The sequence below is a fragment of the Leclercia sp. UBA2479 genome (assembly GCF_002341985.1).
In the GTDB taxonomy this organism is placed as follows: domain Bacteria; phylum Pseudomonadota; class Gammaproteobacteria; order Enterobacterales; family Enterobacteriaceae; genus Enterobacter; species Enterobacter pneumoniae.
Genome location: NZ_DDPB01000001.1, coordinates 37704 through 61843, shown reverse-complemented (window position 1 = coordinate 61843; position 24140 = coordinate 37704). Strand labels below are relative to the sequence as shown.

Here is a 24140-nt window from a genome sequence, read left to right as displayed (position 1 = left end):
TTTTGGGCGGGGTAAGGCCTGATGCCCTCACCCCGGCCCTCTCCCCGGAAGGGGGAGAAAGGCGCAGTTCCCTCGCCTCTTTAGGAAGAGAGGGAGGGGAAATTATCAGAATGCCGTCTTACAAAAGCCGGTCATCTCTTTCAGGCCCATTTCACGGCCAAGTTCAGTCATCGGGTGCACGACGACCAGACCACGAACGCTTTTCTTCAGCTTGCCCATATCAGCCTGCTCTTTTTTGGTGATCGGGCGGCGGTGCGGCATGTCCATCAGCTTCTGCGCTTCTTTACTCAGCTTGTGGTTTTTCACTGCGCGCAGGCGATCAATTTCGGCTTCCAGCGTCGCGGTCTCTTTTTCCAGCTCGGCATACTTCTCGGCGGACTCAACCAGCGAGAGGCCAGCCATCTGGTGGCGGATCAGATCCAGGCGGTCGCTCAGGCGTTTAATTTCGTTCTTTTCGACTTCTTTCATCACAAATAACTCTAAAAACGGGGGAGATTACAGGGAAGGATACACCAATGTGCGCAGGCTTACTTCTGAAACGCTTTTTTTAAGCTGATCCGGGAAATCAGCTCAGTTAAAGAGAGCACCATGGTGGAGCGCACCATCTGCTGATAACGCTGCTTCTGCATGGCGTAAAGCTCAGGATCGCTGGTATCGAACTGCGGCGCCGGGGGAAGAGCCGTAACGCAATGTAGCTCACCCAGCGGCCCGAGGATCTCGTCGTCGGTGAAACCATACTCGTTGCCGTCGTGATTTAGCTCTTCCCGCAAGGCCATCAACAGTTCGGCATCTTCGTACTCCGGTCGGCTAATAACGCCCAGACCGTAGATTAACTTCAGGCGGACAGATAAATCGCCCAGCGGTCCGTCGCCGTCCAGTAACGGTTCTACCGCATATTTCACCGCGTAATCGTCTTTGCGAAACACCTGAAGCACCAGGATATTCACCGCCTCGGTGAGTAACTCGACGGCGGAAATCAGGAAACTTCGTACAGTTTTGCCAGCATTCAGACGTTCAAGCACACGATTTTCAAAGGCCTGGGTTTGTTCCATTATTGCCTGCATATCTGACAATCTTTTATCCGGGCGCAGGATGACCTGCGCCAGTTCCTGCATCATTTGGTTGCGTTGTAAACGTTAACCGCCTCCACAACCACTTCGCTATTTGCATCCAGTCCGGATACCTGCGCCAGTGCGGCCTGTGGGCCATTATCGTTAATTAATTGCGCCAGTTCCTGAGCCTGCGGATCCTCTGCGCTACGGTAATGCATGGCGGCGGCAATCCCCTTGACCAGGTTTTTGTTAGGCAGGCCATATTCCAGGGTGCCCAGTACCGGCTTAATCAGACGGTCGCCTGCGCTTAGCTTACGCAGCGGCTGACGGCCCACGCGCTCGACGTCATCTTTCAGATACGGGTTTTCAAAACGGCCGAGGATTTTCTGAATGTATGCCGCATGTTTTTCGGCATCAAAACCGTAGCGTTTGATCAGCACCGCGCCGCTCTCTTCCATGGCACCTTTTACCACAGCGCGAATTTTCTCATCGAGAATCGCGTCACGGATGGTCTGATGGCCGGCCAATTTTCCGAGGTAGGCGGTTATAGCATGCCCGGTGTTCAGCGTGAAGAGTTTGCGTTCGACAAAGGCCATCAGGTTGTCGGTCAACTCCATACCCGGAATGGTGGGCAGGGGGCCTTTAAACTGGGTTTTATCGACGATCCACTCGCTGAAGGTCTCAACGGTCACTTCCAGCGGGTCATTGGTCGCGGAGGCAGACGGCGGCACAATACGGTCTACGGCGGAGTCCACGAAACCAACATGCTCTTCAACCCAGGCTTTATCTTCTTCAGCCACGGCGGCCAGCACATGGCCTTTCAGCTGGGAGGTACCACGCACCATGTTTTCACAGGCGATAATGTTCAGCGGCGCGTCATTGCCCTGGGCTTTACGTTTGGCCAGCCCTTTTGCTACGGCGGGGGCGATACGCTCCAGGACGACAGGGCCAACGGCGGTGGTTACCAGGTCGACTTCAGCGATCAGGTCAATGACCTCGTCGCCAATGCTGCTGACCGCGTTAACACCGCTCACGGTATCTACCTGTTCGTTTTCACCCACCACGTGCACCTGATAGCTATGACGGGCATTCAGGGCATCGAGGACTACCTGATTCACATCGGCGAATGTCAGCGTAATGCCCGCGTCTGCCAGCAGTTTGCCGATAAATCCACGACCGATATTACCTGCGCCAAAATGTAATGCTTTCATAGTGTTAACCTTCATTAATGTTTTTACCCGAGAGGGCTGGGGTGAGGAACTTTTCCCCTCACCCTAGCCCTCTCCCCATGGGGGAGAGGGAAGAGAACGAACTTACTTATTCAACAGCGCCAGCACTTCTTCAACGCTGGTGGTGTTAGCCAGACGCTCAATGACGGTTTCATCGTCGAGGGCGTTGGTCAGGCTGGTAATCACCTGAATGTGCTCGTTGTTGCGTGCGGCGATACCAATCACCAGACGGGCGATGTCATCTTCTTCTTCACCGAAACGTACGCCCTGCGGATACTGGCAGAACACAACGCCGGTTTTCAGCACGCGGTCTTTCGCCTCAACCGTACCGTGTGGAACCGCAATGGATTCGCCCAGGTAGGTCGGGGTCAGTTTTTCACGTTCCAGCATCGCTTCAACGTATTCTGGCTGAACGTAACCGCCGGCAACCAGCTGCTCACCCGCAAAGCGAATGGCTTCTTCTTTCGTAGTAGCAGTACGGCCAAGGAAGATGTTTTCCGCGCCCAGTCGGAACAGATGCGCATTGCTCTCGTCAAAGCTGTCCTGCAGGCTGGTACGCACTTTCACTTCGTTGCTTTCATGGCGCTGAGCAGCAACCAGACGTTCGGTCAGGCTGGTATACAGGCCGCTGTCGAGGAAGTTGGTCAACGAAATGTGCTGCGCCTGCGGCACCTGGCGCATCGCGCGTTCGGTCAGGTCGCGGTGGGTGATAACCAGGTCAACGTCCCCCGGCAGGCTGTTAATAGCACTGTTGGTGACGGAGATGTTGGTCAGGCCCGCGTCCTGCACTTTCTTACGCAGGACGCCTGCACCCATTGCGCTGGAGCCCATACCGGCGTCGCAGGCAACGATGATTTTACGCACGTGGCTCAGGTCGTTAGAGACATCGCCAGCCGCCAGCGGGGTTGCGCCTTTGGATTCCGCTTTCATGTCGTGCATACGACGGGTTGCCGCTTCGATATCGTCTTCTTCTTTCACCTTGCTGGTTTTCAGCAGGATAGCCGAGACCACGAAGGAGACCGCCATGGCCGCACAGATTGCGGCGATGTTAGCGAAGTAAGCGCCTTTCGGTGTCATCGCCAGTACCGCCAGGATAGAACCTGGAGAGGCCGGAGAAACCAGACCACCGCCCAGCACGCTCAGGGTGAACACGCCGGTCATACCGCCAAGGATAACGGCCAGGATCAGACGTGGGTTCATCAGCACGTACGGGAAGTAAATTTCGTGGATACCACCCAGGAAGTGGATGATCGCCGCGCCGCCTGCAGACTGTTTTGCACTGCCGCGACCGAAGAACATATACGCCAGCAGCACGCCCATACCCGGACCCGGGTTTGCTTCAATCAGGAAGAAGATGGACTTGCCGAGGTCATGCGACTGCTGAATACCCAGCGGGGAGAAGATACCGTGGTTAATGGCGTTGTTGAGGAACAGGATTTTCGCCGGTTCAACAAAGATAGACGCCAGCGGCAGCATGTCGTGCGCCACCATGAAGTTAACGCCTGCCGCCAGAATTTTGGACAGAACTTCAACCGCAGGGCCAATGCCGAGGAACGCCAGAATCGCGAGGATCATCCCGATGATGCCCGCAGAGAAGTTGTTCACCAGCATTTCGAAGCCGGACTTGATCTTACCATCTACCCAGACGTCGAATTTCTTAATCGCCCAGCCGCCCAGAGGACCGGCAATCATCGCGCCGAGGAACATTGGCATATCTGCACCGACGATCACGCCCATAGTGGTGATGGCACCCACTACGCCGCCGCGGTCACCGCCCACCAGACGACCACCGGTATAACCGATGAGCAGTGGCAGCAGGTAAGTAATCATTGGGCCAACAAGTTTTGCCAGCGTTTCGTTAGGCAACCACCCTGTCGGAATGAACAATGCAGTGATGATACCCCACGCGATAAACGCGCCGATGTTTGGCATCACCATATTGCTGAGGAAACGACCAAAGCTTTGAACTTTGATCTTGAAATCGGATGACATAAAACACCCCTTCTTCTGTGTACGCAGGCTAGTAGCCCGAGGTTTGTTGTTAATGCGGTGGCAGAGGTAGCCCAGCCCTGTTCGAATGTGTGAAATCTGGCACTGAATCGTTATGGTGTCCAGCGAGCGGAATTTTGTGTGATCTCAATCACGTAAATGTAGGGGGTGCGCAGATTATTGACGTGATCCGCGTCACAAATATGACGTGTAAAAAAAATACAGTGGTCAATAAAGTGGCTGAATCTGGACTAAAATGTGAGTTGCGTCACATTGTTCTGGCGCTGGTTTGTTTATGAATTGTGATGAAATTCACAAAATATTTTTATGCAGATTACTCTGGATGTGATCGGGCGCAGAGTCTGTCATGGGAGAACTAAACGGTATGAAAGTGAGCAACATTATCTGTGAGTTGAATGATCTCTGCCTGGCACCCGTAATCTCACCGACGGAGGTGGCCTGCCTTTTTCTCTTTGCCTGAGCCATACTTAACCTTTTGTTGGCATACAGGAGCAGGCAATGAAACTTATCGGCAGTTATACCAGTCCCTTTGTCCGGAAGATTTCCATTCTTTTGCTGGAGAAGGGGATCACCTTCGAGTTCATCAACGAACAGCCCTATAACGCCGACAATGGCGTGGCGCAGTACAATCCGCTGGGCAAAGTACCCGCGCTGGTGACGGATGATGGCGAATACTGGTTTGATTCACCGATCATTGCCGAATACATAGAAAAGCTGGATATCGCCCCGGCGATGGTGCCGCGCGAGCCGAAGGCGGCGCTCTACATCCGCCAGATCGAAGCGCTGGCCGACGGCATTATGGATGCGGCTCTGGCCTCCGTGCGTGAGCAGGCCCGCCCGCCCGCACAGCAATCAGAAACAGAGTTGCTGCGTCAGCGTGAAAAAATCAGCCGCAGCCTCGACTGGTGCGAAACCCTGATTCGCGAGGGCAAGCTGGCCACCGACAGCGTTAACCTGGCGACCATTGCCATTGCTTGTGCCATTGGTTATCTCAATTTCCGCCGCGTCTCGCCGGGCTGGTGCGTCGAGCGTCCACTGCTGGTCAAACTGGCCGAAACCCTCTTCCAGCGCGAAAGCTTCGCTCGCACTGAACCGCCAAAGGCGTGATGTCGCCTATAACACTTCCTGGCGCCAGGCTGTACAATCCCTCTTCATATTGACTCCCTCTCCCGTCGGGAGGGGGGAAGAGACCCAACAGCCAGGCACTTTCATGACTACTCAGCACTCTCTCTACAGCCAGCTACCCGCCACCGATCGTCTGCTTCGCGACCCCAGGCTTCTCCCCGTCGTGGAGAAGTTTGGTCATGTCCGCACGGTCGAAGCGTTGCGCCTGTTACAGGCAGAAGCCCGCGACTTTATTCGTCAACAGCAGGCGCTGCCGCAGTGGGACTGGTTTCTGGAAGTGGAAAAACGGCTGGCGGCGGACACGCCTCCAGGGCTACGCCCGGTGTTTAACCTGACGGGCACCGTGCTGCACACCAATCTGGGACGTGCGCTGCTGGCGGAGGAGGCGGTTGCGGCGGTCACCCAGGCGATGCGCCAGCCGGTGACGCTGGAGTACGACCTGGACGGCGCCGGGCGAGGTCATCGGGATCGCCCACTGGCAGAACTGTTGTGTCAACTCACCGGCGCGGAAGACGCCTGCATCGTGAATAACAACGCGGCCGCCGTGCTGCTGATGCTGGCGGCGACGGCGGCACAGAAAGAGGTGGTGGTGTCGCGCGGTGAGCTGGTTGAAATTGGCGGCGCGTTCCGCATTCCGGACGTCATGCTGCAGGCGGGATGTAGTCTGCGGGAAGTAGGCAGCACCAACCGCACCCACGCCAAAGACTATCGCGCGGCAATCAATGAAAATACCGCGCTGCTCATGAAAGTGCACACCAGCAATTATGCGATTGAAGGCTTTACCCACGCGGTGGATGAAGCCGAACTGGCGCAAATGGGTCGGGAGATGAATGTACCGGTCGTTGCCGATTTAGGCAGCGGCTCGCTGGTGGATCTGAGCCAGTTTGGTCTGCCGAAAGAGCCGATGCCGCAGGAGTTGATTGCCGCGGGGGTGAGCCTGGTGAGCTTCTCCGGCGACAAGCTGCTCGGTGGTCCGCAGGCCGGCATTATTGTCGGTAAACGTGAGCTGATTGCCAAATTGCAGCAGCACCCGCTGAAGCGCGCCCTGCGCGCCGACAAAATGACGCTCGCCGCGCTGGAAGCGACGCTGCGGCTCTATTTACACCCAGAGAAGCTGACCGAACGCCTGCCCACCTTGCGTCTGCTAAGCCGTGATGCCGCCTCGCTACATCAGCTGGGCGAGACGCTTCTGGCGCAGGTTGCCCCGCACTATTCGGACTTTGAGGTGCGCGTTGAGCCTTGCCTGTCACAGCCCGGCAGCGGTTCCCTGCCGGTGGAGAGATTGCCTGGCGCAGCGCTGACGTTCACCCCGCGCGATGGACGCGGCAGCCAGTTAGAGGCACTGGCCTCACGCTGGCGGGCGCTGCCCGTTCCGGTGATTGGCCGTATCAAAAATGGCCGGCTGTGGCTGGATCTACGCTGTCTGGAAGATCAAACCCTGTTTCTGGAGATGTTGCTGAAATGATTATTGCCACTGCGGGTCACGTTGACCATGGCAAAACGACGTTGTTGCAGGCGATTACGGGGATTAACGCCGATCGCCTGCCGGAAGAGAAAAAACGCGGCATGACCATCGACCTCGGGTATGCCTACTGGCCGCAGCCGGATGGCCGCGTGCTGGGGTTTATTGACGTTCCGGGGCATGAAAAATTTCTCTCGAATATGCTGGCGGGCGTGGGGGGTATCGACCATGCGCTGCTGGTGGTGGCCTGCGACGATGGCGTGATGGCGCAAACGCGTGAGCATTTGCACATTCTGCAGCTCACCGGCAGTCCCCAGCTCACCGTGGCGCTGACCAAAGCCGATCGCGTTGACGATGCGCGCGTGGCGGCGGTGCGTGAAGAGGTGCTGGCGACCCTGGCAGAATATGGATTTGGCGATGCGGCGCTGTTTGTCACTGTCGCAACCCAGGGGCAAGGTATTGACGCCCTGCGCGACCATCTGCAACAGCTTCCGGCCCGCGAGCAGGCGGGGCATCAACGTTTTCGTCTGGCCATTGACCGGGCCTTTACCGTGAAGGGGGCGGGGCTGGTGGTCACCGGCACGGCCCTGAGCGGTGAAGTGAAGGTGGGTGATAGCCTCTGGCTGACCGGGGTCAATAAAAGCATGCGTGTGCGCGGTCTGCATGCGCAAAATCAGCCCACGGAGCAGGCCCATGCCGGGCAGCGTATTGCCCTGAACATTGCGGGCGATGCTGAGAAAGAAGAGCTTAGCCGGGGCGATTGGCTGCTGTCTGACGCACCGCCGGCGCCGTCGACGCGGGTGATCGTGGCCCTGCAGGGCGAATTGTCCCTGAGTCAGTGGCAGCCTCTGCATATTCACCACGCGGCCAGTCACGTGACCGGCCGCGTGTCGCTGCTGGAAAACGATCTGGCCGAGCTGGTACTGGATAACCCGTTGTGGCTGGCTGATAACGATCGGCTGGTACTGCGGGACATCTCGGCACGCGTTACGCTGGCGGGAGCGCGCGTCGTTACCCTTCATCCGCCGCGCCGTGGCAAACGTAAACCTGAATATCTGCACTGGCTGGCGCAGCTTGCGAAAGCACCGGACGATCGTGCTGCGCTGCGTCAGCATCTGGAGCGCGGGGCGGTCAATCTGCTGGAGTTCGCCTGGGCGCGCCAGCGCAGTGAGGAAGGGCTACGCGAGCTGACGCGTCATCCCGATTTTATCCAGGCCGGATCCATGCTGCTGAGTACCGAGATTGCCGCCCGCTGGCAGCGTAAAATTCTTGATGTGCTTAGCGCTTACCATCATCAGCACCAGGATGAGCCGGGGCCTGGCCGTGAACGCCTGCGGCGTATGTCACTGCCAACGGAAGATGAAGCCCTGGTCCTGCTGTTGATAGAAAGGATGCGCGAGAATGGGGATCTGCACAGCTATCATGGCTGGCTGCACCTGCCGCATCACAAAGCCGGCTTTACCGATGCGCAGCGCGCCATCTGGCAAAAGGCGGAAGGGCTATTTGGTGATGAGCCCTGGTGGGTACGCGATCTGGCGCGCGAGACTGCGACCGACGAGCAGGAGATGCGCCAGATACTGAGGCTGGCCGCGCAGCAGGGGCTCATTACGGCGATCGTCAAAGATCGTTACTACCGCAATGATCGCATTGTGGCTTTCGCCAGTTTGATCCGTGAGTTGGATCAGGAGCGAGGGTCAACCTGCGCCGCCGACTTCCGTGACCGGCTGAATGTGGGGCGCAAGCTGGCGATCCAAATCCTGGAGTACTTCAACCGCATCGGCTTCACCCGCCGTCGTGGGAACGACCACCTGCTGCGCGATGCGCTGCTTTTTGCTGCGGACAGGCCGCAACCTTAAGCCTCGCGTCGGGAAAGTGCCTGTTTTGCCAGCCAGACGGCGCCCAGTCGGCCCGCCTGGTTACCCAGTTCGCAGGGCAAAATAGGCACCTGCAGGGCCTCCCACTCGTCAAAGGATTGCAGCTTACGGTCGAGCAGCTGATAAATTTTCTCCTGCTCGCTGATGCCGCCGCCGATTAACACCACCTGCGGATCAAACATCGAGATTACGCTGTAAATGCCACGCGCGAGGAAGCGCGCCCACTCTTCCACCGCTTCCCGCAGATGCAGATCGTTTTCCATCAGTTTGAAGAGCGCTTCGCCTTTTGGCATCTCCTCCTCAGAGACCGCCAGCGCCCGGCGACAGGCCTCCATCAATCCTCTGGCAGAGGCGACTTCGTGCATCCCTTCGCCATTATTGCCGACCGGAATCACCCCAAACTCACCGGCGCGGTAGTGCGAACCACGCCAGAGATCGCCTTCTACAACGATGCCACCCCCTATGCCGGTGCCAAGCGTAATGCAGACAAAGTGCTGATAATCGCGCCCTGCACCCCGCCATAGTTCGCCCAGCGCCGCGCAGTTCGCGTCGTTTTCGGCGGTGACGGGGAGATCGGTAAGCTCTGCAAACAGGTCATAGAGGTTTACATCGTCAAGGAAATCCAGCGCCCCGGCCTTAGCCGCTTTGCCGGTATGCGTATTGATATGGCCCGGGAAACTCACGCCAATGGCCGCAATCTCATGATCTTTCTGGTAAGCCTGCACCACCTCGCGCCACTTTTGCCTGAAGGTCTCTTCATCTTCTGGCGTATCAAATTGATCTTCCGCCAGTTCATTACCATCTTCATCGATCACGCCATGTTTTATGTGCGTTCCACCGACATCAAAACCGATAAATAGCCGCATTTACGCTTCCTTTATGAGCCTGTGCACCTTAATTATGGCTCAGACCAAAAAACGGAACGTAAAGTAAGGTAATGCGTGAAGGGGCTCGCAAAGCAGACGCTGGCTGGCGCTGTTTTCACCGCCGCGGTCTACCTTTGAAGGACACTTCACGCAAGGAGATGGCCATGACCAACAATCCTCCCTCATCACGCATTCTGCCCGGCGAGTATGGTTTTCCTCTTAAGCTAAAAGCCCGTTATGACAACTTTATTGGCGGCGACTGGGTGGCACCGGCCGACGGCGATTACTATCAAAATGTCACCCCGGTCACCGGACAGCCGCTGTGCGAAATCGCCAGCTCCGGCAAGCGGGATATCGACCTGGCGCTGGATGCCGCCCACAAAGTGAAAGATCGGTGGGGGCAAACCTCGGTGCAGGACAGGGCTGCCATCCTGTTTAAAATTGCTGACCGCATGGAGCAAAACCTTGAGCTGTTAGCCACGGCAGAGACCTGGGATAACGGAAAACCCATCCGTGAAACCATGGCTGCTGACGTGCCGCTGGCTATCGATCATTTCCGTTATTTTGCCTCCTGTATTCGCGCCCAGGAGGGCGGTATCAGCGAGGTGGATAAAGATACCGTGGCCTATCATTTCCATGAGCCGCTGGGGGTGGTGGGGCAGATCATTCCGTGGAACTTCCCGCTGCTGATGGCGAGCTGGAAGATGGCGCCAGCGCTGGCAGCCGGTAACTGCGTGGTGCTGAAACCGGCGCGTCTCACGCCGCTATCGGTATTGCTGTTGATGGAGGTGATTGGCGATCTGTTGCCGCCGGGCGTGGTGAATGTGGTGAACGGTGCGGGGGGCGAGATTGGCGAATATCTGGCGACCTCGAAGCGCATCGCTAAAGTGGCTTTTACTGGCTCCACGGAAGTGGGACAACAGATTATGCAGTACGCGACCCAGAACATCATTCCGGTGACTCTGGAGCTGGGCGGTAAATCCCCTAACATCTTCTTTGCCGACGTGATGGATGAAGAGGATGCCTTTTTCGATAAGGCGCTGGAAGGCTTTGCCTTATTTGCCTTCAACCAGGGGGAAGTCTGTACTTGCCCGAGTCGTGCCCTGGTGCAGGAGTCTATCTATGAACGCTTTATGGAGCGCGCGATTCGCCGCGTAGAGTCCATCCGCAGCGGCAACCCGCTGGACAGCGTCACCCAGATGGGGGCGCAGGTTTCTCACGGGCAGCTGGAAACCATCCTTAACTATATTGATATCGGTAAAAAAGAGGGGGCGGATGTCTTAACCGGCGGGCGCCGCAAACAGCTTGGCGGCGATTTAAACGAAGGTTACTACCTCGAGCCGACGATCCTGTTTGGTAAAAACGATATGCGTGTCTTCCAGGAGGAGATCTTCGGCCCGGTGCTGGCAGTGACCACCTTCAAAACGATGGACGAGGCGCTGGAGCTGGCGAACGATACCCAGTATGGCCTGGGGGCAGGCGTCTGGAGCCGTAACGGTAACCTGGCTTATAAAATGGGTCGCGGCATACAGGCAGGGCGCGTATGGACCAACTGCTACCATGCTTACCCGGCACACGCCGCCTTCGGCGGTTATAAGCAGTCGGGCATCGGACGTGAAACTCACAAGATGATGCTGGAACATTACCAGCAGACGAAGTGCCTGTTGGTGAGCTATTCCGATAAGCCCCTGGGGCTGTTTTAACTTCCCTGAGCAGGCTGCCCCACGGCGGCCTGCTCAATCTGCTTACGCAGCGTATTCATTACGCCATCCAGCACATACTGCACGCGGAGTGGCTGGTATTCGCGTTTACGGAAGATGGTCACCAGATCCAGCCACCACTCCTCCTGATGGGTAAAGCAGGGCACCATCAAACCCTGCTCTATCTCTTTTTGCAGGCTCTCTTTTGGCGCGAAGACGATCCCCAGATGATTACGCGCCAGTTCGAGCGCCGCATGGGTGTTGTCACAAATATAGTTACCCGTGACTTTGTAATCGCGTATCTGGTCGCTCTGATGTGCGCGGAATCGCCAGATGTTGGCGTCATCGACGATCATAGAATCGATAAGAATACAGGAGTGATTAATGAGATCGTCCGGGCTGTTAATAGGATGATTTTTTATATATTGCGGAGTAGCAAACGCAGTAATGGAATATTGGGTGAGGGTGCTGGCGACCAGGTTTTCATCTTTCGGTTGCGCGTAGGTAATTAATATATCGCAGTCATCAGGGAAGGTGACGCCTTCGTAGAATTCGTTGGTACTGAGATTATAGGTCTTCAGGCTAATATGAATATCTTCGAGATTTTTAATTTCATGGATCACGTAGCGAGCCAGATAGGTAATAATTCCTGTTGGCGCATATATTGTCACTTTTCCGCGCTTTTCGTGCTTATAATCACCAATGAAATTGATCAGTCGCTCGTTTTGTTTGAGTGAACGGTTAATGTAAGGCAACAGTGATTCGCCAAACTGAGTCAATGCCAGATGGCGGGTGGTACGCTCAAATACTTTAAGCCCGACCCGTGCCTCAAAATCAGAGAGATATTTGCTGACATTGGCCTGCGCCATGCCTAACAGAGCGGCAGCATCGCCGATACTGCGGGTCGCAGCGATGACCGAGACGATCTTTAATTCACGCGGTTTGATCTGCAGTTTGCGCATGGGTAACGCCCATCTATATGATTTCATATATAATATTATATAAACAACTTAATTGCACCGCGAATTTTGTAACCATTACTATGCGCCGGGTCGTAATATTATTAATGGACGCATGGAATGGCTTTTAAAAATAAATTTATCCTCGCCGCGCTTTTATTTTCACCGTTTTCCGTCATGGCGGCAGAATTTTCCCTGGGCATGGGGGCTGCATATAATGAATCGCCTTACAAAGGGTATAACGATACGCTCTCTGCCGTGCCGCTGGTCAGCTATGAAGATCATCATTTTTATGTGCGCCAGGCTTCTTTGGGCTGGATTATCTGGAAAGATGAGAAAAACGAACTGAGTTTGACCGCTTCCTGGATGCCGCTGCACTTTGACCCTGACGATAATGACGACGCTCACATGCGCCAGCTGGATAAACGCCGGGCCTCTGCCATGCTGGGGGGCGCATTTTATCGCCACGAGCGCTGGGGTAGCCTTAAATTCACTCTTGCGGCAGATGCCGGGGACGAAAGCGGTGGTGTGATGGGGGAACTGGCTTATTTCAAGCCTGTTCGTATGGCGAGTTTTACTCTGACGCCCTCCGCGGGCGTTTATTATTACGATGAGAGCCTTAACGATAAGTACTATGGCGTATCCGCCTCTGAATCACGCCGCAGCGGCCTGCAGCAGTATGCCGCAGGCGACAGCTGGATGCCTTACGTCGGGCTTTCGGCCCAATATGCGCTTACGTCGCAACTCCTGCTGAACGCCAGCGCCCGCTACGCCGCATTGCCTGATGCGGTGAGAAAGAGCCCGATGATCGATCGTGATGATAGCGTTACGCTGATGATCGGGCTCGCCTGGCGCTTCTGATGATGCGAATCTGCCGCCAGGAAAAAGGGCATTCTTCATTCGCCCGGCGGTGCTACCCCTGCCTGGCGGTTCGCCCGGCGGGGTAGATGTCGCGTCGCACGGGGCGGGTTTATGCCTCGTCTACCCAGATCCGCATTTCCCCTTCGCCGCGATTAGCCCAGCTAAACCACGGAATAAACGTCAGCGTCTGTGCCTGCGGTGGGCAGGGGGCGCGATCGTACTGCCAGAGCGGCGCGTTTGTGCCGTCTTCGCTGTTTCGGCAGTATCCTTCTGCTTGTATTAGCATTTTATGGGCGAAAATCCCCTTTCCTTCAAAGACACGGAATGTACTGTCGGCGGGCAGGGTTAAGTTATGCAGACCCTCGCCGTTATCGGCCTGCTCCAGGCAGTAAACCAGCGGGCCGCGCTGGATGGCCACCTTGCCCGCCTGCTGACGCACCTGCCCGTTGCCATACACCCGGCGAACCGGCATCGGTAGGGTGAGCACCAGCGCATCTCCCTCCTGCCAGCGGCGATTGAGGTACAGATACCCCTGGCGCACCTCACCTTGCAGCGTCTCACCGTTCAGCGTTAATTGCGGAGCATCGCACCAGTCCGGCAGGCGCAGCGCCAGGGTATGTTCCACCGGTACCGGAGAGGTAATGGTGATAGTGACCTGATCCTGCCACGGATAGTTACCGCTGATGCGCAACTGCAACTCCTGGTCTCCTACCGGGAACGCCATACTGTTGCCCACATATAAATTGATGAACAACGCATCGTCACGGACTGTATAAATGTAATGACCAATGGAGGTCAGCACGCGGGCGATGTTCGGCGGACAGCAGGCGCAGCCAAACCAGCGTTGACGAACAGGCTTCACGTGGTCGTAAATATGGTTAAAAGCCAGCGATTTAGGATGCACCTCTAGCGGGTTAACATAGAAGAAGTGCTTGCCATCGAGCGCCATGCCGCCCAGCACAGTATTGTAAAGCGCGCGCTCCATCACGTCGGCGTACTGGCTATTGGCTTCCATCTCCAGCATGCGTCGGGCAAACATCATCAGCCCAATGGAGGCGCAGCTTTCGGCGTAGACGGTGTCGTTCGGCAGATCATAATCGCTACTGAACGCTTCGCCGCTGCTTTGTGAACCAATACCGCCAGTGATGTACAGCTGGCGTTGCGCCATATTGTTCCACAGGCGCAGACAGTCCTGACGCTTGCCTTCGTCCTGGCTTAGGCGTGCCAGATGTGCCACGCCGGTCATCAGATAGACAAAACGCACCGCGTGGCCGATGGCCGTCTGCTGTTCGGCAATAGGCTGATGCGCCTGGCTATAGGCTTTATCTTTCACCATCCACGCCGGGCCGTAGGTATTCCAGTACGACGTTTTTCCGCGCTTCTCATACTCGATGTCGTAAAAGTGCGGCTGCGCGCCGCGCTCCTCGACGAAATATTTTACCAGCGCAAGGTAGCGAGGCTCCTGAGTGACATCGTACAGGCGCATCAGCGCCAGCTCGATTTCAGGGTGGCCGGGATAACCGTGGAGCTGCGTATCATGCGGGCCAAAGACGCTGTCGATATGGTCTGCCAGTTTGCACACCACCTCCAGCAGGTTACGTTTGCCGGTGCCCTGGTACCAGGCCACGCCCGCTTCGATCATATGCCCTGCACAGTAAAGTTCATGACATTCAGCCAGGTTGGTCCAGCGCTCGTCCGGTGCTTTGACTGTAAAGTACGTATTGAGGTAACCATCGTCACACTGCGCCGCAGCGACCAGAGCAATCACCTCATCGGCCGTTTTCTCCAGCTCGGGGTCAGGTTTCTGGCACAGAGACCATGCGACGGCTTCCAGCCATTTCGCGACGTCGCTATCCTGGAAAACCATGCCGTAAAAGTCACCGTGCTCCAGCCCCGCTGCGATACGAAAGTTTGTGATAGCGTGGCTCGGTTCCGCCTCGGCAATCCGGTCGTTCAGGGCATCCCACTGATAGGGGATCACCACATCGCGAACAAGCCGCTGATACTGACCCAGGAAAGGGTCACTGATTTTTAATTTATGCAGGTCGGGTTCCATTATGGACATCTTCTACTCCTCAGGACTGAACATGGCGCTGACGCAGGTCGGTCGCTATGCGCGCCATCATGGGGTTACTGAGTCTGCACCAGCGAATCGCGATCGCCAGTAGCAGGTGGAACAGGGCCGGCAGCAGGGTCTCCATCATGGTGATCCCTTGCAATGACGCAGCGGTCTGATTGCCTGCGCCCGGCTGATAAGCGACAAATATAAATACCAGGCTTATGATCCCGGCGCTGGAGGCCCAGGCCAGCTTGATAAAGAACAGGTTAAAGGCGAAGTTCATCCCGGAGGAGCGCACGCCGGTTTTCCACTCGCCGTAGTCGTCGGCAAACGCCATTAGCGAGAAGTGCAGTGGCAGGGTAAAACCAAGGATCACGCCGTTGCCGAGAATCACCGCCAGCCACAGGGTTTGATGTTCCGGCCCGCCGGGCAGGAACCACATCCCTACCGCCAGCCCAGCCAGCACCAGGTTGGTGTAGTAGTAGAGTTTGACCGTATCGCTACGTCGTGAGAGATAGTTAACGATCACCGCGCCCAAGATCGCCGCGAAGGTGACCATGGTGAAGAAGAGCGAGGTATAAGCTGTGCTGCCCTTCAGCACATAGGTGATGAAATACATGTAGCCGCCGCCGCGGATATTAAAAACATTGATGAGCAAGAACGACATCACCAGCATCAGCAGTAACTGATCGTTTTTACGCAGCCCGGAGAGGTGCTCGCGCAGGGTAAATTTGCCCATCAGCGCCAGGGGTACGCGCTCCCGCACCCAGAAGAAGCAGCAGAGGAACATGACTACCGCCACGGCGCAGAGCACCCCTACGCCAAGCTGATAACCCTGGGCCGCATCACCTTTACCGAGCACCGCCACCAGCCATGGCAGTCCCACGGAGACTAAAAAGCCCGCCACCCCGCACAGCACAAAGCGCCACGCCTGGCAGGAGATCACTTCACTGTGGCGCGTGGTCATGGTGTTGATGAGTGCGCAGTAGGGGACGTTAATGGCGGTATAGCCCACCGATAACAGCAGGTATGTGCCAAACGCCCACATGATTTTGACGCCCATGCCGGCATCCGGCACGGTGAAGGTGAGCACCCCGATAATCCCAATCGGCAGGGCAATCCACAGTTGCCACGGACGAAAACGTCCCCAGCGGCTTTGGGTGCGGTCAGCAATAACGCCCATGATGGGATCGGAAATAGCGTCGAATACGCGTAAGGCAATAAACAGCGTGCCTACCAGCGCGGGGGTTAAGCCAAAGATATCGGTATAGAAAAAGGTCAAAAAATTCATGATCAGGCAGGTGATGACGGTGCCACCGGCATCACCCAGGCCGTAGCCTATTTTTTCGCGGACAGAGAGGCGATCGTCAGCGGCCTGCCCGGCGATATCTCTCTGCGTAATCGAAGTAGAAGTCATGAGGTAACTCCTCGGTAATAGAATTTTTATAGGTGTTACTGTGGGGTACCTCATTCATTCTGCACTGAAAGTCTGGGGCGACAAGGGAAGGGAAAAGTATAAAAAGGTGAGGATTCCGACTTCGTCGTCAAAGTGTGATTTCGATCGGGAAGAAAACGGAATAGCTGTTAATAATCAATGGAAAAGGCGTATTTAAAAGCCATTTTAGCGAGATAGTGAATATCCATGCTTGAATTATCCATAACACTTCCGATTAGCGTTCAGAATGGCGGGTACTTTATCTCCCGGGGTATTGGCCGGCACCCGGCGCGTAAACTCACCTCGTGGGAGATTATCTTTGTCGAAAAAGGGAAATTAACGATCCAGGAGGAGAATAGGGTTTTCGAGGTGCAGGCGGGAGAAAGCTTATTGCTCTGGCCCCAGCGTCGCCATCAGGGCATTGAGGATTTTCCCCCCGATTTACGCTTTTACTGGCTGCATTTTGACGTGAATGAGCAAGCGTTGCGATCGCCACTGGGGACGCAGTTGGCAGTGCATCAACACGGCAAAAGCGGTGATCCTTCGTCGGTGATTTCGCTATTCAGACAGTTTCTTACCGAGCAGGAGAAGTTACAGCGCAGTCCGGCGCTGGAGTACCTTTTACTGCTGATTCTACAACAAATCTCTCTTACGGGCGGCCCCCAACAGCCGCCCGATGAGGCGGGTGTGAGCCTAGCCTGGAAGGCCCGCCAGATTATTAGCACCCGCTTCCATTTACCCCTGAGCACCTCCCAGCTGGCAAAAGAGCTTCACTGTAATGCCGATTATCTGGGGCGGGTCTTTCGCCGGGTGTTCCATCTCACGCTAACGGAGGCCATTCATCGCCAGCGGGTGAGGGCGGCGGAAAAATTGCTGCTTAACGGTGCGGTTTCGCTTAAAGAGGTGGCAACCCGCTGTGGTTTTAATGAGGTGGGCTATTTCCGACAGATTTTTCGCAAACATACAGGCTTAACGCCCGCCGTCTGGAAGCGGCGTTACTGCAAAGAACACATTAATTCGGCCTGACCTTAGGGCAATTTCCCAGTTTTGCTGGCAAGAACCCTAAATCCGCCGTTTACCGTAGTGGGATCAAGGCGGCTTCCCCGTTCACTCTGGCAACCTGACTTTTTTCCAACGTGGATGGAGCAGGAGATGAACCCGTATATTGTCGCGGACCCGGCAAAGTGCATCGGTTGCCGCACCTGTGAAGTGGCCTGCGTGGTCGCGCATCAGGAAGATCAATCATGCACGACGGTCAGCCCAGCGACCTTTGCTTCGCGCATTCGGGTGATGAAGGGGGCGACGTTCACCACGGCGGTGACCTGCCATCAATGTGAAGAGCCCCCCTGCGCCAGCGTCTGCCCCGTGCAGGCCATTCAGCGTGAGGCGGGGATCTGGCGGGTAGAGCAGCAGCGCTGCATCGGCTGTAAAAGCTGTGTGATCGCCTGCCCCTTTGGGGCAATGCAGGTGATACGGGTTAATGAGCGGGCGCTGGCGTTGAAGTGCGATCGCTGCGCCCATCGCGAGAGCGGGCCTGCCTGCGTGGCGGCCTGCCCGACTCATGCGTTACGCTGTCTTGACCCGGTGACACTCCGCGCAGCGCGGCTGCGAGCGCGAGCTTAGGCCTCGTCGCGCCAGGCGCGATCGATCTCTTCGGCCAGAATTTTTACCCCGGCTTCGATTTTCTCCGGGTCTGGCACGTAGTTCATACGCATACACTGATGCGTGTGCGGCCAGGGTTTATCCAGCCCTGGGAAGAAGTAATCGCCCGGCACCATCAGCACGCCGCGTTTTTTCAGGCGCTGATAAAGCAGTTCTGTGGTGATAGGCAGATCTTTAAACCATAGCCAGAGAAAAATCGCCCCTTCCGGTTTGTGGATCAGGCAGCGCTCTTCCGGCAGGTAACGACGAATCATGGCGATCGTCTCCTGCACGCGCTGATAGTAGAACGGCTTAATTACCTCGTTCGACAGGCGCAGCAGGTCGTTGCGCTTAATCATCTCGCACATCATTGCCGGGCCAATACCGCCAGGCGAGAGGCTAATAATGCCGTTCATGTTGGTGATGGCAGTGATGATTTTTTCATTGGCAATGATAATCCCGCAGCGGCTCCCAGGCAGACCGAGCTTGGAGAGGCTCATGCACAGCACAATGTTCGGGTTCCACAGCGGGCGCGCTTCGCTAAAGATGATACCGGGGAACGGTACGCCGTACGCGTTATCAATGACCAGCGGGATACCGTGCTGATTGGCCAGCACGTCGAGTTTCATTAACTCTTCGTCGGTAATCACATTGCCGGTTGGGTTGGTGGGGCGAGAGACGCAGATCATGCCGGTCTCTTCGCCAATGTGCAGGTGTTCAAAATCCACGTGATATTTGAACTGGCCTTCCGGCAGCAGCTCGATATTTGGACGCGCAGAGACGAACAGATCCTCTTCCAGGCCGGAATCGGCATAGCCGATATACTCCGGCGTCAGCGGGAAAAGCACCTTTTTGGTGCTGCCGTCGGCACGACGTCCGGCGAAAAGGTTAAACAAGTAGAAAAACGCGCTCTGGCTGCCGTTTGTCAGTGCAATATTCTGTGGCCCGATCTCCCAGCCCAGTTCGTTGCGCAGCATATCCGCCAGTGCGGTGAGCAGCTCGGTTTTGCCTTGCGGCCCATCGTAATTACAGAGCGCGTCCGTGGCTTTGCCGTTTTCGAGCATATCGGCCAGCAGGGTGCTGAAGTAGCTGTTCATGGCCGGGATTTGCGCCGGGTTTCCGCCGCCCAGCATGATGGCCCCTGGTGTGCGCAGGCCGTCGTTGAGATCCTCCATCAGGCGCGTAATGCCTGAATGGCGGGTGAATTTGTCGCCAAAAAGTGAAAAGGTCATAGCAGATGGTCTATCGGGCTTGTAGTAAATTTGGCTCACCTTAACGCTACAACTGCGCAGGTGCAAATCGAAGCCGCGGGGCTTGTTTGCGTCTATATAGGGCAAAAAACCCTTAGGGAAGTGAATTATGCTGTTTTAGCGCGCCTCGCCGGGGCGGCGAAGCGCGCATTTGGATTTAGTGTTGCCCAGCCCACACCACCATCACTTTGTCGTCATGATGCTGGCGCACAAAACCGTACCCCTGGCTCAGCGTCAGGGTGGTTTGCTTACCTTCACCTATTGCCGGATGGCGAGCGCGGAACTGCCCAAGCAACTGCCAGTGCGCCACGGACTGCGCCTGTTTGCCGGTCACCTCCTGCCAGTTCATCTCCGAGCGGGTGCCCTGCAAAGGGTCCGAGCCGGTTGGGCCAAACGGGCGGGCAGACTCATCGCCATAGAAGATTTGCACCGTGCCGGGCGCCAGCAACAGCAGCTCCGCCGCCCGCGAACCGCCTTCGCGGAACAGGCGCGTATCATGTGACGAGAGGTAGCTCAGCACATTGAAGTCCTGTAATTTCTCTGCCATTTGCTGCCAGGTGAGATCCATATCGGCCAGGCAGTCCACCGCTTTGGCCGCTTGCTCCTGATAATCGAAATTGATCATCGCATCAAAACCGTGCTGGTAGTAATCGCTGCGCATTACGCCATGGCCCCAGGCTTCACCGGTCATCCAGAAGGGGGCGTCATCCAGCTTTTTATCGGGATTCGCCTGCTTCCATGCGACCAGCGCCTCGCTCGATCGCGCTTTTAACTGCTGCCAGGCCGCAAGCTCCACGTGTTTGGCAGTATCGACCCGGAAGCCGTCGATACCGTAATCCCGCACCCACTGACTGAGCCAGGTGACGAGGTAATCACGCGGGGTGGCATCGGGAAGCGGTTTCGCATGGGTATCGGGTTTATGCTGGTAAAAGTTTGGCAAACCCGATGGGGTGGTGGATTCGGTTTTCAGATCCGGTAAGAAGGCGAGCGACATGGTCTGGTCATCAAAGCCGGGGTTGTCGTAATCACCAATGTCGGTTCGGATCCACTGCTTGCCCCACCATTTATCCCAGGCGGCTTTGTCGCTGAAATTGATGTAATCATTAAAGCTATGCCAGCTCTGTCCGGCGGCAGGTTTCCAGTCAGTCCAGCGTTCACCCAGAATCTTTTTTTGCTCATCGCCCTTAAGGTAGAGGGCGCCAAACTGAAAGGCCTGCATATCCGCAAGGGTGGCATAGCCCGTGTGGTTCATCACCACGTCAAACAGGATACGGATGCCGCGGCGATGCGCTTCGTCGACCAGTTGTTGCAGGTCTGCCTCATTGCCCATATTGGCATCAAGCCGGGTCCAGTCCTGCGTGTAGTAACCATGGTAGGCGTAGTGGGGGAAGTCGCCTTTGGTGCCGCCGCCTACCCAGCCGTGGATCTGCTCCAGCGGGGAGCTGATCCATAAAGCATTCACCCCGAGTTGCTGCAGGTAATCCAGCTTGCTGGTGAGCCCTTTTAAATCGCCGCCGTGGAAAGTACCGATCTCCTGCATACCGTCTTTATGGCGACCGTAGCTATTGTCGTTGGTGGGGTCGCCATTCACATAGCGATCGGTTAAGACAAAATAGACGGTGGCGTTTTGCCAGCTAAAGGGGGCCGCTTTATCGGTTTCGGCGCGCTCGAGCAGCAACAGGCCATTACTATTGGCCGCAGGGCGCAGGGTAATTTTGCCCTGTTGAACGGTGGCAGTCTGCTTGCTGTAGAAATCCCGTACGACGCTGCCCTCCGGAAATGTGCTGCTGACATCCAGGGTCACCGGCGCGCCGTCCCATTTCGGACATTGACGGGTGACGCTGGCAACAGTCTGCGCGCTGGCGGCTTTGACACTCAGCATCAGTGTCGGCGTGCCAGAGCGGGTATCGATCTGCATTTGATACTCACCGTCGCGAAACAGGCGCCACTGCGGCTTATCACCTTCACAGGGTTTGAGCGACAGCATCTCATTGAGTTTGACGGGGCCGGCCGGCTGCCAGCACGTCTGGTCAAAAATGAGGCTTAAAGGGCGTGTACCCTTCGCAAGCTTTGCATGGGCGGTATACAGACCTGTGCCTTCTGCCTGAAAGGCAGGAAAACCGTCGGCTGACCAGTCGGCGCAGGCCATGGCAGGCAACAACACAAGCGCTAAAGCTGAGTGTTTCATTTTACATTCCTGTCGCAGCGTTTTGCCTATTTTGCCAGCAGGCTGGCAGCGCAAACTCCTCCCTGGACGAAAGGCTGAGGGAGGAGACGAAAGGGTGAGTGATCTCGCGCTAATTTAGCCACTTATCTGCGATATCGCGCACAATTTGCAGAAAATGATGCTTAACTGAGCAGCGTCCTGATGACATGGTTTCGGATTTAGACTATTTCTAAGGGTGCTCTGGAAGGGTATTTTTGTTATGATTTGAGATTCACCTCTCAATTTTGTGAAAAAAATAAGGTGTTGGAATGTTCAAATCCGACCAGGAGACCTAATGATATCGATTCCCATACGACGATATGGGGCCGCGATACTCATGTTACTCACCATGACATTTTCAGGTGGGGTGCTTGCGAAGACGCACACGGATACAACGAGTCACAAAGCCCATATTAGTAAGAAAGTAAGCAGTAAGACGGTAAGTAATAAGGTTAGCAGTAAACAAGAGTATTCTCGCAATAGTGTAAAGAGCAGTTCACTTCCTGATTTGCGAAAATACCCTTCCGGGACACCAAGGAAAAAAGCGTTTCTCCGGACGGTAATGCCTTATATCACAAGCCAAAACGCTGCGATTACCGCCGATCGTAACTGGTTAATATCTAAACAGTACGCGAGCCGCTGGTCTCCAGCTGAGCGCTCACGTCTGAAAGACATCACCAAACGTTACAAGATCAGCTGGTCTGGCAATACCCGTCGTGTTCCGTGGAACACCTTGCTTGAGCGCGTGGATATTATTCCAGGCAGCATGGTGGCAACCATGGCCGCAGCAGAAAGCGGTTGGGGTACCTCTAAGCTGGCCCGTAGCAACAACAACCTGTTCGGCATGAAGTGCGGAAAAGGCAGCTGTAATGCGCCGGGCAAAGTTCGTGGCTATTCGCACTTTGATTCCGTCAAAGATTCGGTCAATGCCTACGTGGTGAACCTGAATACGCACCCGGCGTACAACTCATTCCGTAAGTCCCGCGCTCAGTTGCGTAAAGCGGACCAGGAAGTGACGGCGAGCACCATGATTCACAAGCTGAAAGGGTACTCGACGCAGGGACAGCGCTATAACAATTACCTGTTCTCAATGTATCAGGATAATCAGCGCTTAATTGCCGCCCATATGTAATCTGTTATCTTATAAAAACGCCTTCCATCCGGAAGGCGTTTTTCTTTGCTCATTCAGCGTTAAATTAATACTTCGCTATGACGATCGCGATAATCCTTCGGCGTGGTGTCGTACTCTTTTTTAAATACCGAATAGAAATACTGCAGCGACGGATAACCACACATTTGCGAAATTTCGTTGATAGAGAGTGAGGTCGAAATTAACAGACTGCGCGCTTTCTCCAGTTTCTCGGCGTGGATCACCGCGTGGATAGTCTCCCCCACCTCCTCTTTAAAACGCTTCTCCAGATTTGAGCGGGAAATCCCCACCGCATCCAGGACTTGATCCACCTTTATGCCTTTGCAGGCATGGTTGCGGATGTAGTGCATGGCCTGAATAACCGCCGGATCGTTAAGCGAACGGTAATCGGTAGAGCGACGTTCCACCACGCGTACCGGCGGCACCAGCAGGCGTTGCAAAGGGAGATGTTCATTATCCAGCAGGCGGTGCAGCAGCTTGGCGGCCTGATACCCCATCTGGCGAGTTCCCTGCGCCACTGACGATAACGCCACCCGTGACAGGTAGCGGGTCAGCTCTTCGTTATCGATGCCAATCACGCACAGTTTTTCTGGTACAGGGATGTGCAGATGCTCGCAAACCTGCAGCACATGGCGTGCGCGGGCATCCGTCACGGCGATGATGCCGGTTTGTGGCGGCAAGGTTTGCAGCCAGTCGGCCAGGCGGTTCTGCGCGTGCTGCCAGTTTTCCGGCGCAGTTTCCAGCCCCTGATAGACCACCCCGCGATACTTCTCTTTCGCCACCAGCTGACAGAACGCATACTCCCGCTCGGCAGCCCAGCGTTTGCCGCTCGAGGCGGGCAGGCCATAGAAGGCGAAGCGATGTACCCCTTTTTCTTTCAGATGCAGAAACGCGCTCTCAACGAGCGCGTGGTTGTCGGTCGCGATGTAGTGCACGCCGGGATAATTTTCCGGCGCGTGATAGGACCCGCCGACGCCCACGATGGGTAGGTCGACATCTTTCAGCAGTTGTTGGATGACGTCATCGTCGTAGTCGGCGATCACACCGTCACCCAACCAGTCTTTAATGTTTTCGATGCGGGTGCGGAAATCCTCTTCGATAAAGATGTCCCACTCCGATTGCGACGCCTGCAAATATTCACCAACGCCCTCTACCACCTGGCGGTCGTAGGCTTTATTGGCATTGAACAACAACGTAATGCGGTGGCGCTTCTCAAACATGGCACGCTTTTCCCAGTGTCATTGACAGGTGACCGATTTAT

19 protein-coding genes are annotated in these 24140 nt (G+C 55.8%); 8 read left to right on the top strand and 11 right to left on the bottom strand.

The features are described from left to right. Positions 1 to 105 precede the first annotated feature (105 nt). The 4 genes from B3B59_RS00285 to B3B59_RS00270 form a co-directional block, all read right to left on the bottom strand. Positions 106 to 468 carry a YibL family ribosome-associated protein gene (locus B3B59_RS00285; protein ID WP_046886287.1) on the bottom strand — a complete coding sequence of 121 codons (363 nt, stop codon included), beginning with the start codon at positions 466 to 468 and terminating at the stop codon, positions 106 to 108. Between the two features lie 59 nt (positions 469 to 527). Further along, complete coding sequence (gene mtlR, locus B3B59_RS00280) at positions 528 to 1118, bottom strand: mannitol operon repressor MtlR (protein ID WP_040077870.1); 591 nt, start codon at positions 1116 to 1118, stop codon at positions 528 to 530. Continuing rightward, positions 1115 to 2263 (bottom strand): mannitol-1-phosphate 5-dehydrogenase, encoded by a 1149-nt coding sequence (gene mtlD / locus B3B59_RS00275; RefSeq protein ID WP_286807857.1) that lies wholly within the window; start codon positions 2261 to 2263, stop codon positions 1115 to 1117. Before mtlD ends, mtlR begins: the two co-directional genes overlap by 4 nt. A gap of 102 nt (positions 2264 to 2365) precedes the next feature. After that, positions 2366 to 4273 carry a PTS mannitol transporter subunit IICBA gene (locus tag B3B59_RS00270; protein ID WP_040077872.1) on the bottom strand — a complete coding sequence of 636 codons (1908 nt, stop codon included), beginning with the start codon at positions 4271 to 4273 and terminating at the stop codon, positions 2366 to 2368. A 516-nt stretch (positions 4274 to 4789) separates the two neighbouring features. Between B3B59_RS00270 and B3B59_RS00265 the strand changes: the two genes are divergently transcribed. The 3 genes from B3B59_RS00265 to selB all read left to right on the top strand — a co-directional run bounded on the left by B3B59_RS00265 (position 4790) and on the right by selB (position 8734). Next, positions 4790 to 5398, top strand: a complete 609-nt coding sequence (locus B3B59_RS00265) for a glutathione S-transferase (RefSeq protein ID WP_046886285.1) — start codon at positions 4790 to 4792, stop codon at positions 5396 to 5398. Between the two features lie 103 nt (positions 5399 to 5501). Next, complete coding sequence (gene selA / locus B3B59_RS00260) at positions 5502 to 6881, top strand: L-seryl-tRNA(Sec) selenium transferase (RefSeq protein WP_286772303.1); 1380 nt, start codon at positions 5502 to 5504, stop codon at positions 6879 to 6881. Then, positions 6878 to 8734, top strand: a complete 1857-nt coding sequence (gene selB / locus B3B59_RS00255) for a selenocysteine-specific translation elongation factor (RefSeq protein ID WP_046886283.1) — start codon at positions 6878 to 6880, stop codon at positions 8732 to 8734. The genes selA and selB overlap by 4 nt, the downstream gene beginning before the upstream one ends. Here selB and B3B59_RS00250 read toward each other — a convergent pair. Next, positions 8731 to 9618 (bottom strand): ROK family protein, encoded by an 888-nt coding sequence (locus B3B59_RS00250; RefSeq protein WP_046886282.1) that lies wholly within the window; start codon positions 9616 to 9618, stop codon positions 8731 to 8733. The genes selB and B3B59_RS00250 overlap by 4 nt on opposite strands. 164 nt (positions 9619 to 9782) lie before the next feature. Between B3B59_RS00250 and aldB the strand changes: the two genes are divergently transcribed. Next, the gene (aldB, locus tag B3B59_RS00245) at positions 9783 to 11321 is read left to right on the top strand and encodes an aldehyde dehydrogenase AldB (RefSeq protein WP_233803647.1); all 1539 of its coding nucleotides are present in this window, start codon (positions 9783 to 9785) and stop codon (positions 11319 to 11321) included. On the opposite strand, the gene B3B59_RS00240 is transcribed toward aldB, so the two are convergent. Next, positions 11318 to 12280 (bottom strand): LysR family transcriptional regulator, encoded by a 963-nt coding sequence (locus B3B59_RS00240; protein WP_286772300.1) that lies wholly within the window; start codon positions 12278 to 12280, stop codon positions 11318 to 11320. The genes aldB and B3B59_RS00240 overlap by 4 nt on opposite strands. A gap of 117 nt (positions 12281 to 12397) precedes the next feature. On the opposite strand from B3B59_RS00240, the gene B3B59_RS00235 reads away from it, so the two are divergent. Then, on the top strand, positions 12398 to 13138 hold the full coding sequence (locus tag B3B59_RS00235; protein ID WP_286807856.1) for a MipA/OmpV family protein: 741 nt from the start codon (positions 12398 to 12400) through the stop codon (positions 13136 to 13138). A 109-nt stretch (positions 13139 to 13247) separates the two neighbouring features. On the opposite strand, the gene B3B59_RS00230 is transcribed toward B3B59_RS00235, so the two are convergent. Together B3B59_RS00230 and B3B59_RS00225 are read right to left on the bottom strand one after the other, a co-directional pair. Beyond that, positions 13248 to 15203 (bottom strand): glycoside hydrolase family 127 protein, encoded by a 1956-nt coding sequence (locus B3B59_RS00230; RefSeq protein ID WP_286807855.1) that lies wholly within the window; start codon positions 15201 to 15203, stop codon positions 13248 to 13250. 10 nt (positions 15204 to 15213) lie between these two features. Then, positions 15214 to 16614 (bottom strand): MFS transporter, encoded by a 1401-nt coding sequence (locus tag B3B59_RS00225; protein WP_046886277.1) that lies wholly within the window; start codon positions 16612 to 16614, stop codon positions 15214 to 15216. Positions 16615 to 16839: 225 nt separating this feature from the next. Here B3B59_RS00225 and B3B59_RS00220 point away from each other — a divergent pair, with 225 nt between their 5' ends. Then, complete coding sequence (locus tag B3B59_RS00220) at positions 16840 to 17658, top strand: AraC family transcriptional regulator (RefSeq protein WP_286807854.1); 819 nt, start codon at positions 16840 to 16842, stop codon at positions 17656 to 17658. A gap of 126 nt (positions 17659 to 17784) precedes the next feature. After that, positions 17785 to 18255: a 4Fe-4S binding protein gene (locus B3B59_RS00215; protein ID WP_286807853.1), complete on the top strand. Its 471-nt coding sequence runs from the start codon at positions 17785 to 17787 to the stop codon at positions 18253 to 18255. On the opposite strand, the gene avtA is transcribed toward B3B59_RS00215, so the two are convergent. Next, complete coding sequence (gene avtA / locus B3B59_RS00210; RefSeq protein WP_207292755.1) at positions 18252 to 19505, bottom strand: valine--pyruvate transaminase; 1254 nt, start codon at positions 19503 to 19505, stop codon at positions 18252 to 18254. The genes B3B59_RS00215 and avtA overlap by 4 nt on opposite strands. A 175-nt stretch (positions 19506 to 19680) precedes the next feature. Next, positions 19681 to 21711 (bottom strand): alpha-amylase, encoded by a 2031-nt coding sequence (locus B3B59_RS00205; RefSeq protein WP_286807852.1) that lies wholly within the window; start codon positions 21709 to 21711, stop codon positions 19681 to 19683. A 313-nt stretch (positions 21712 to 22024) separates the two neighbouring features. Between B3B59_RS00205 and B3B59_RS00200 the strand changes: the two genes are divergently transcribed. Next, positions 22025 to 22861 (top strand): protein bax, encoded by an 837-nt coding sequence (locus B3B59_RS00200; protein ID WP_046886273.1) that lies wholly within the window; start codon positions 22025 to 22027, stop codon positions 22859 to 22861. 59 nt (positions 22862 to 22920) lie between these two features. Here B3B59_RS00200 and xylR read toward each other — a convergent pair whose 3' ends face one another. Further along, entirely contained in the window at positions 22921 to 24099 is a 1179-nt protein-coding gene (gene xylR, locus B3B59_RS00195) for a D-xylose utilization transcriptional activator XylR (protein WP_040077890.1), read from the bottom strand. Positions 24100 to 24140: the final 41 nt, after the last annotated feature.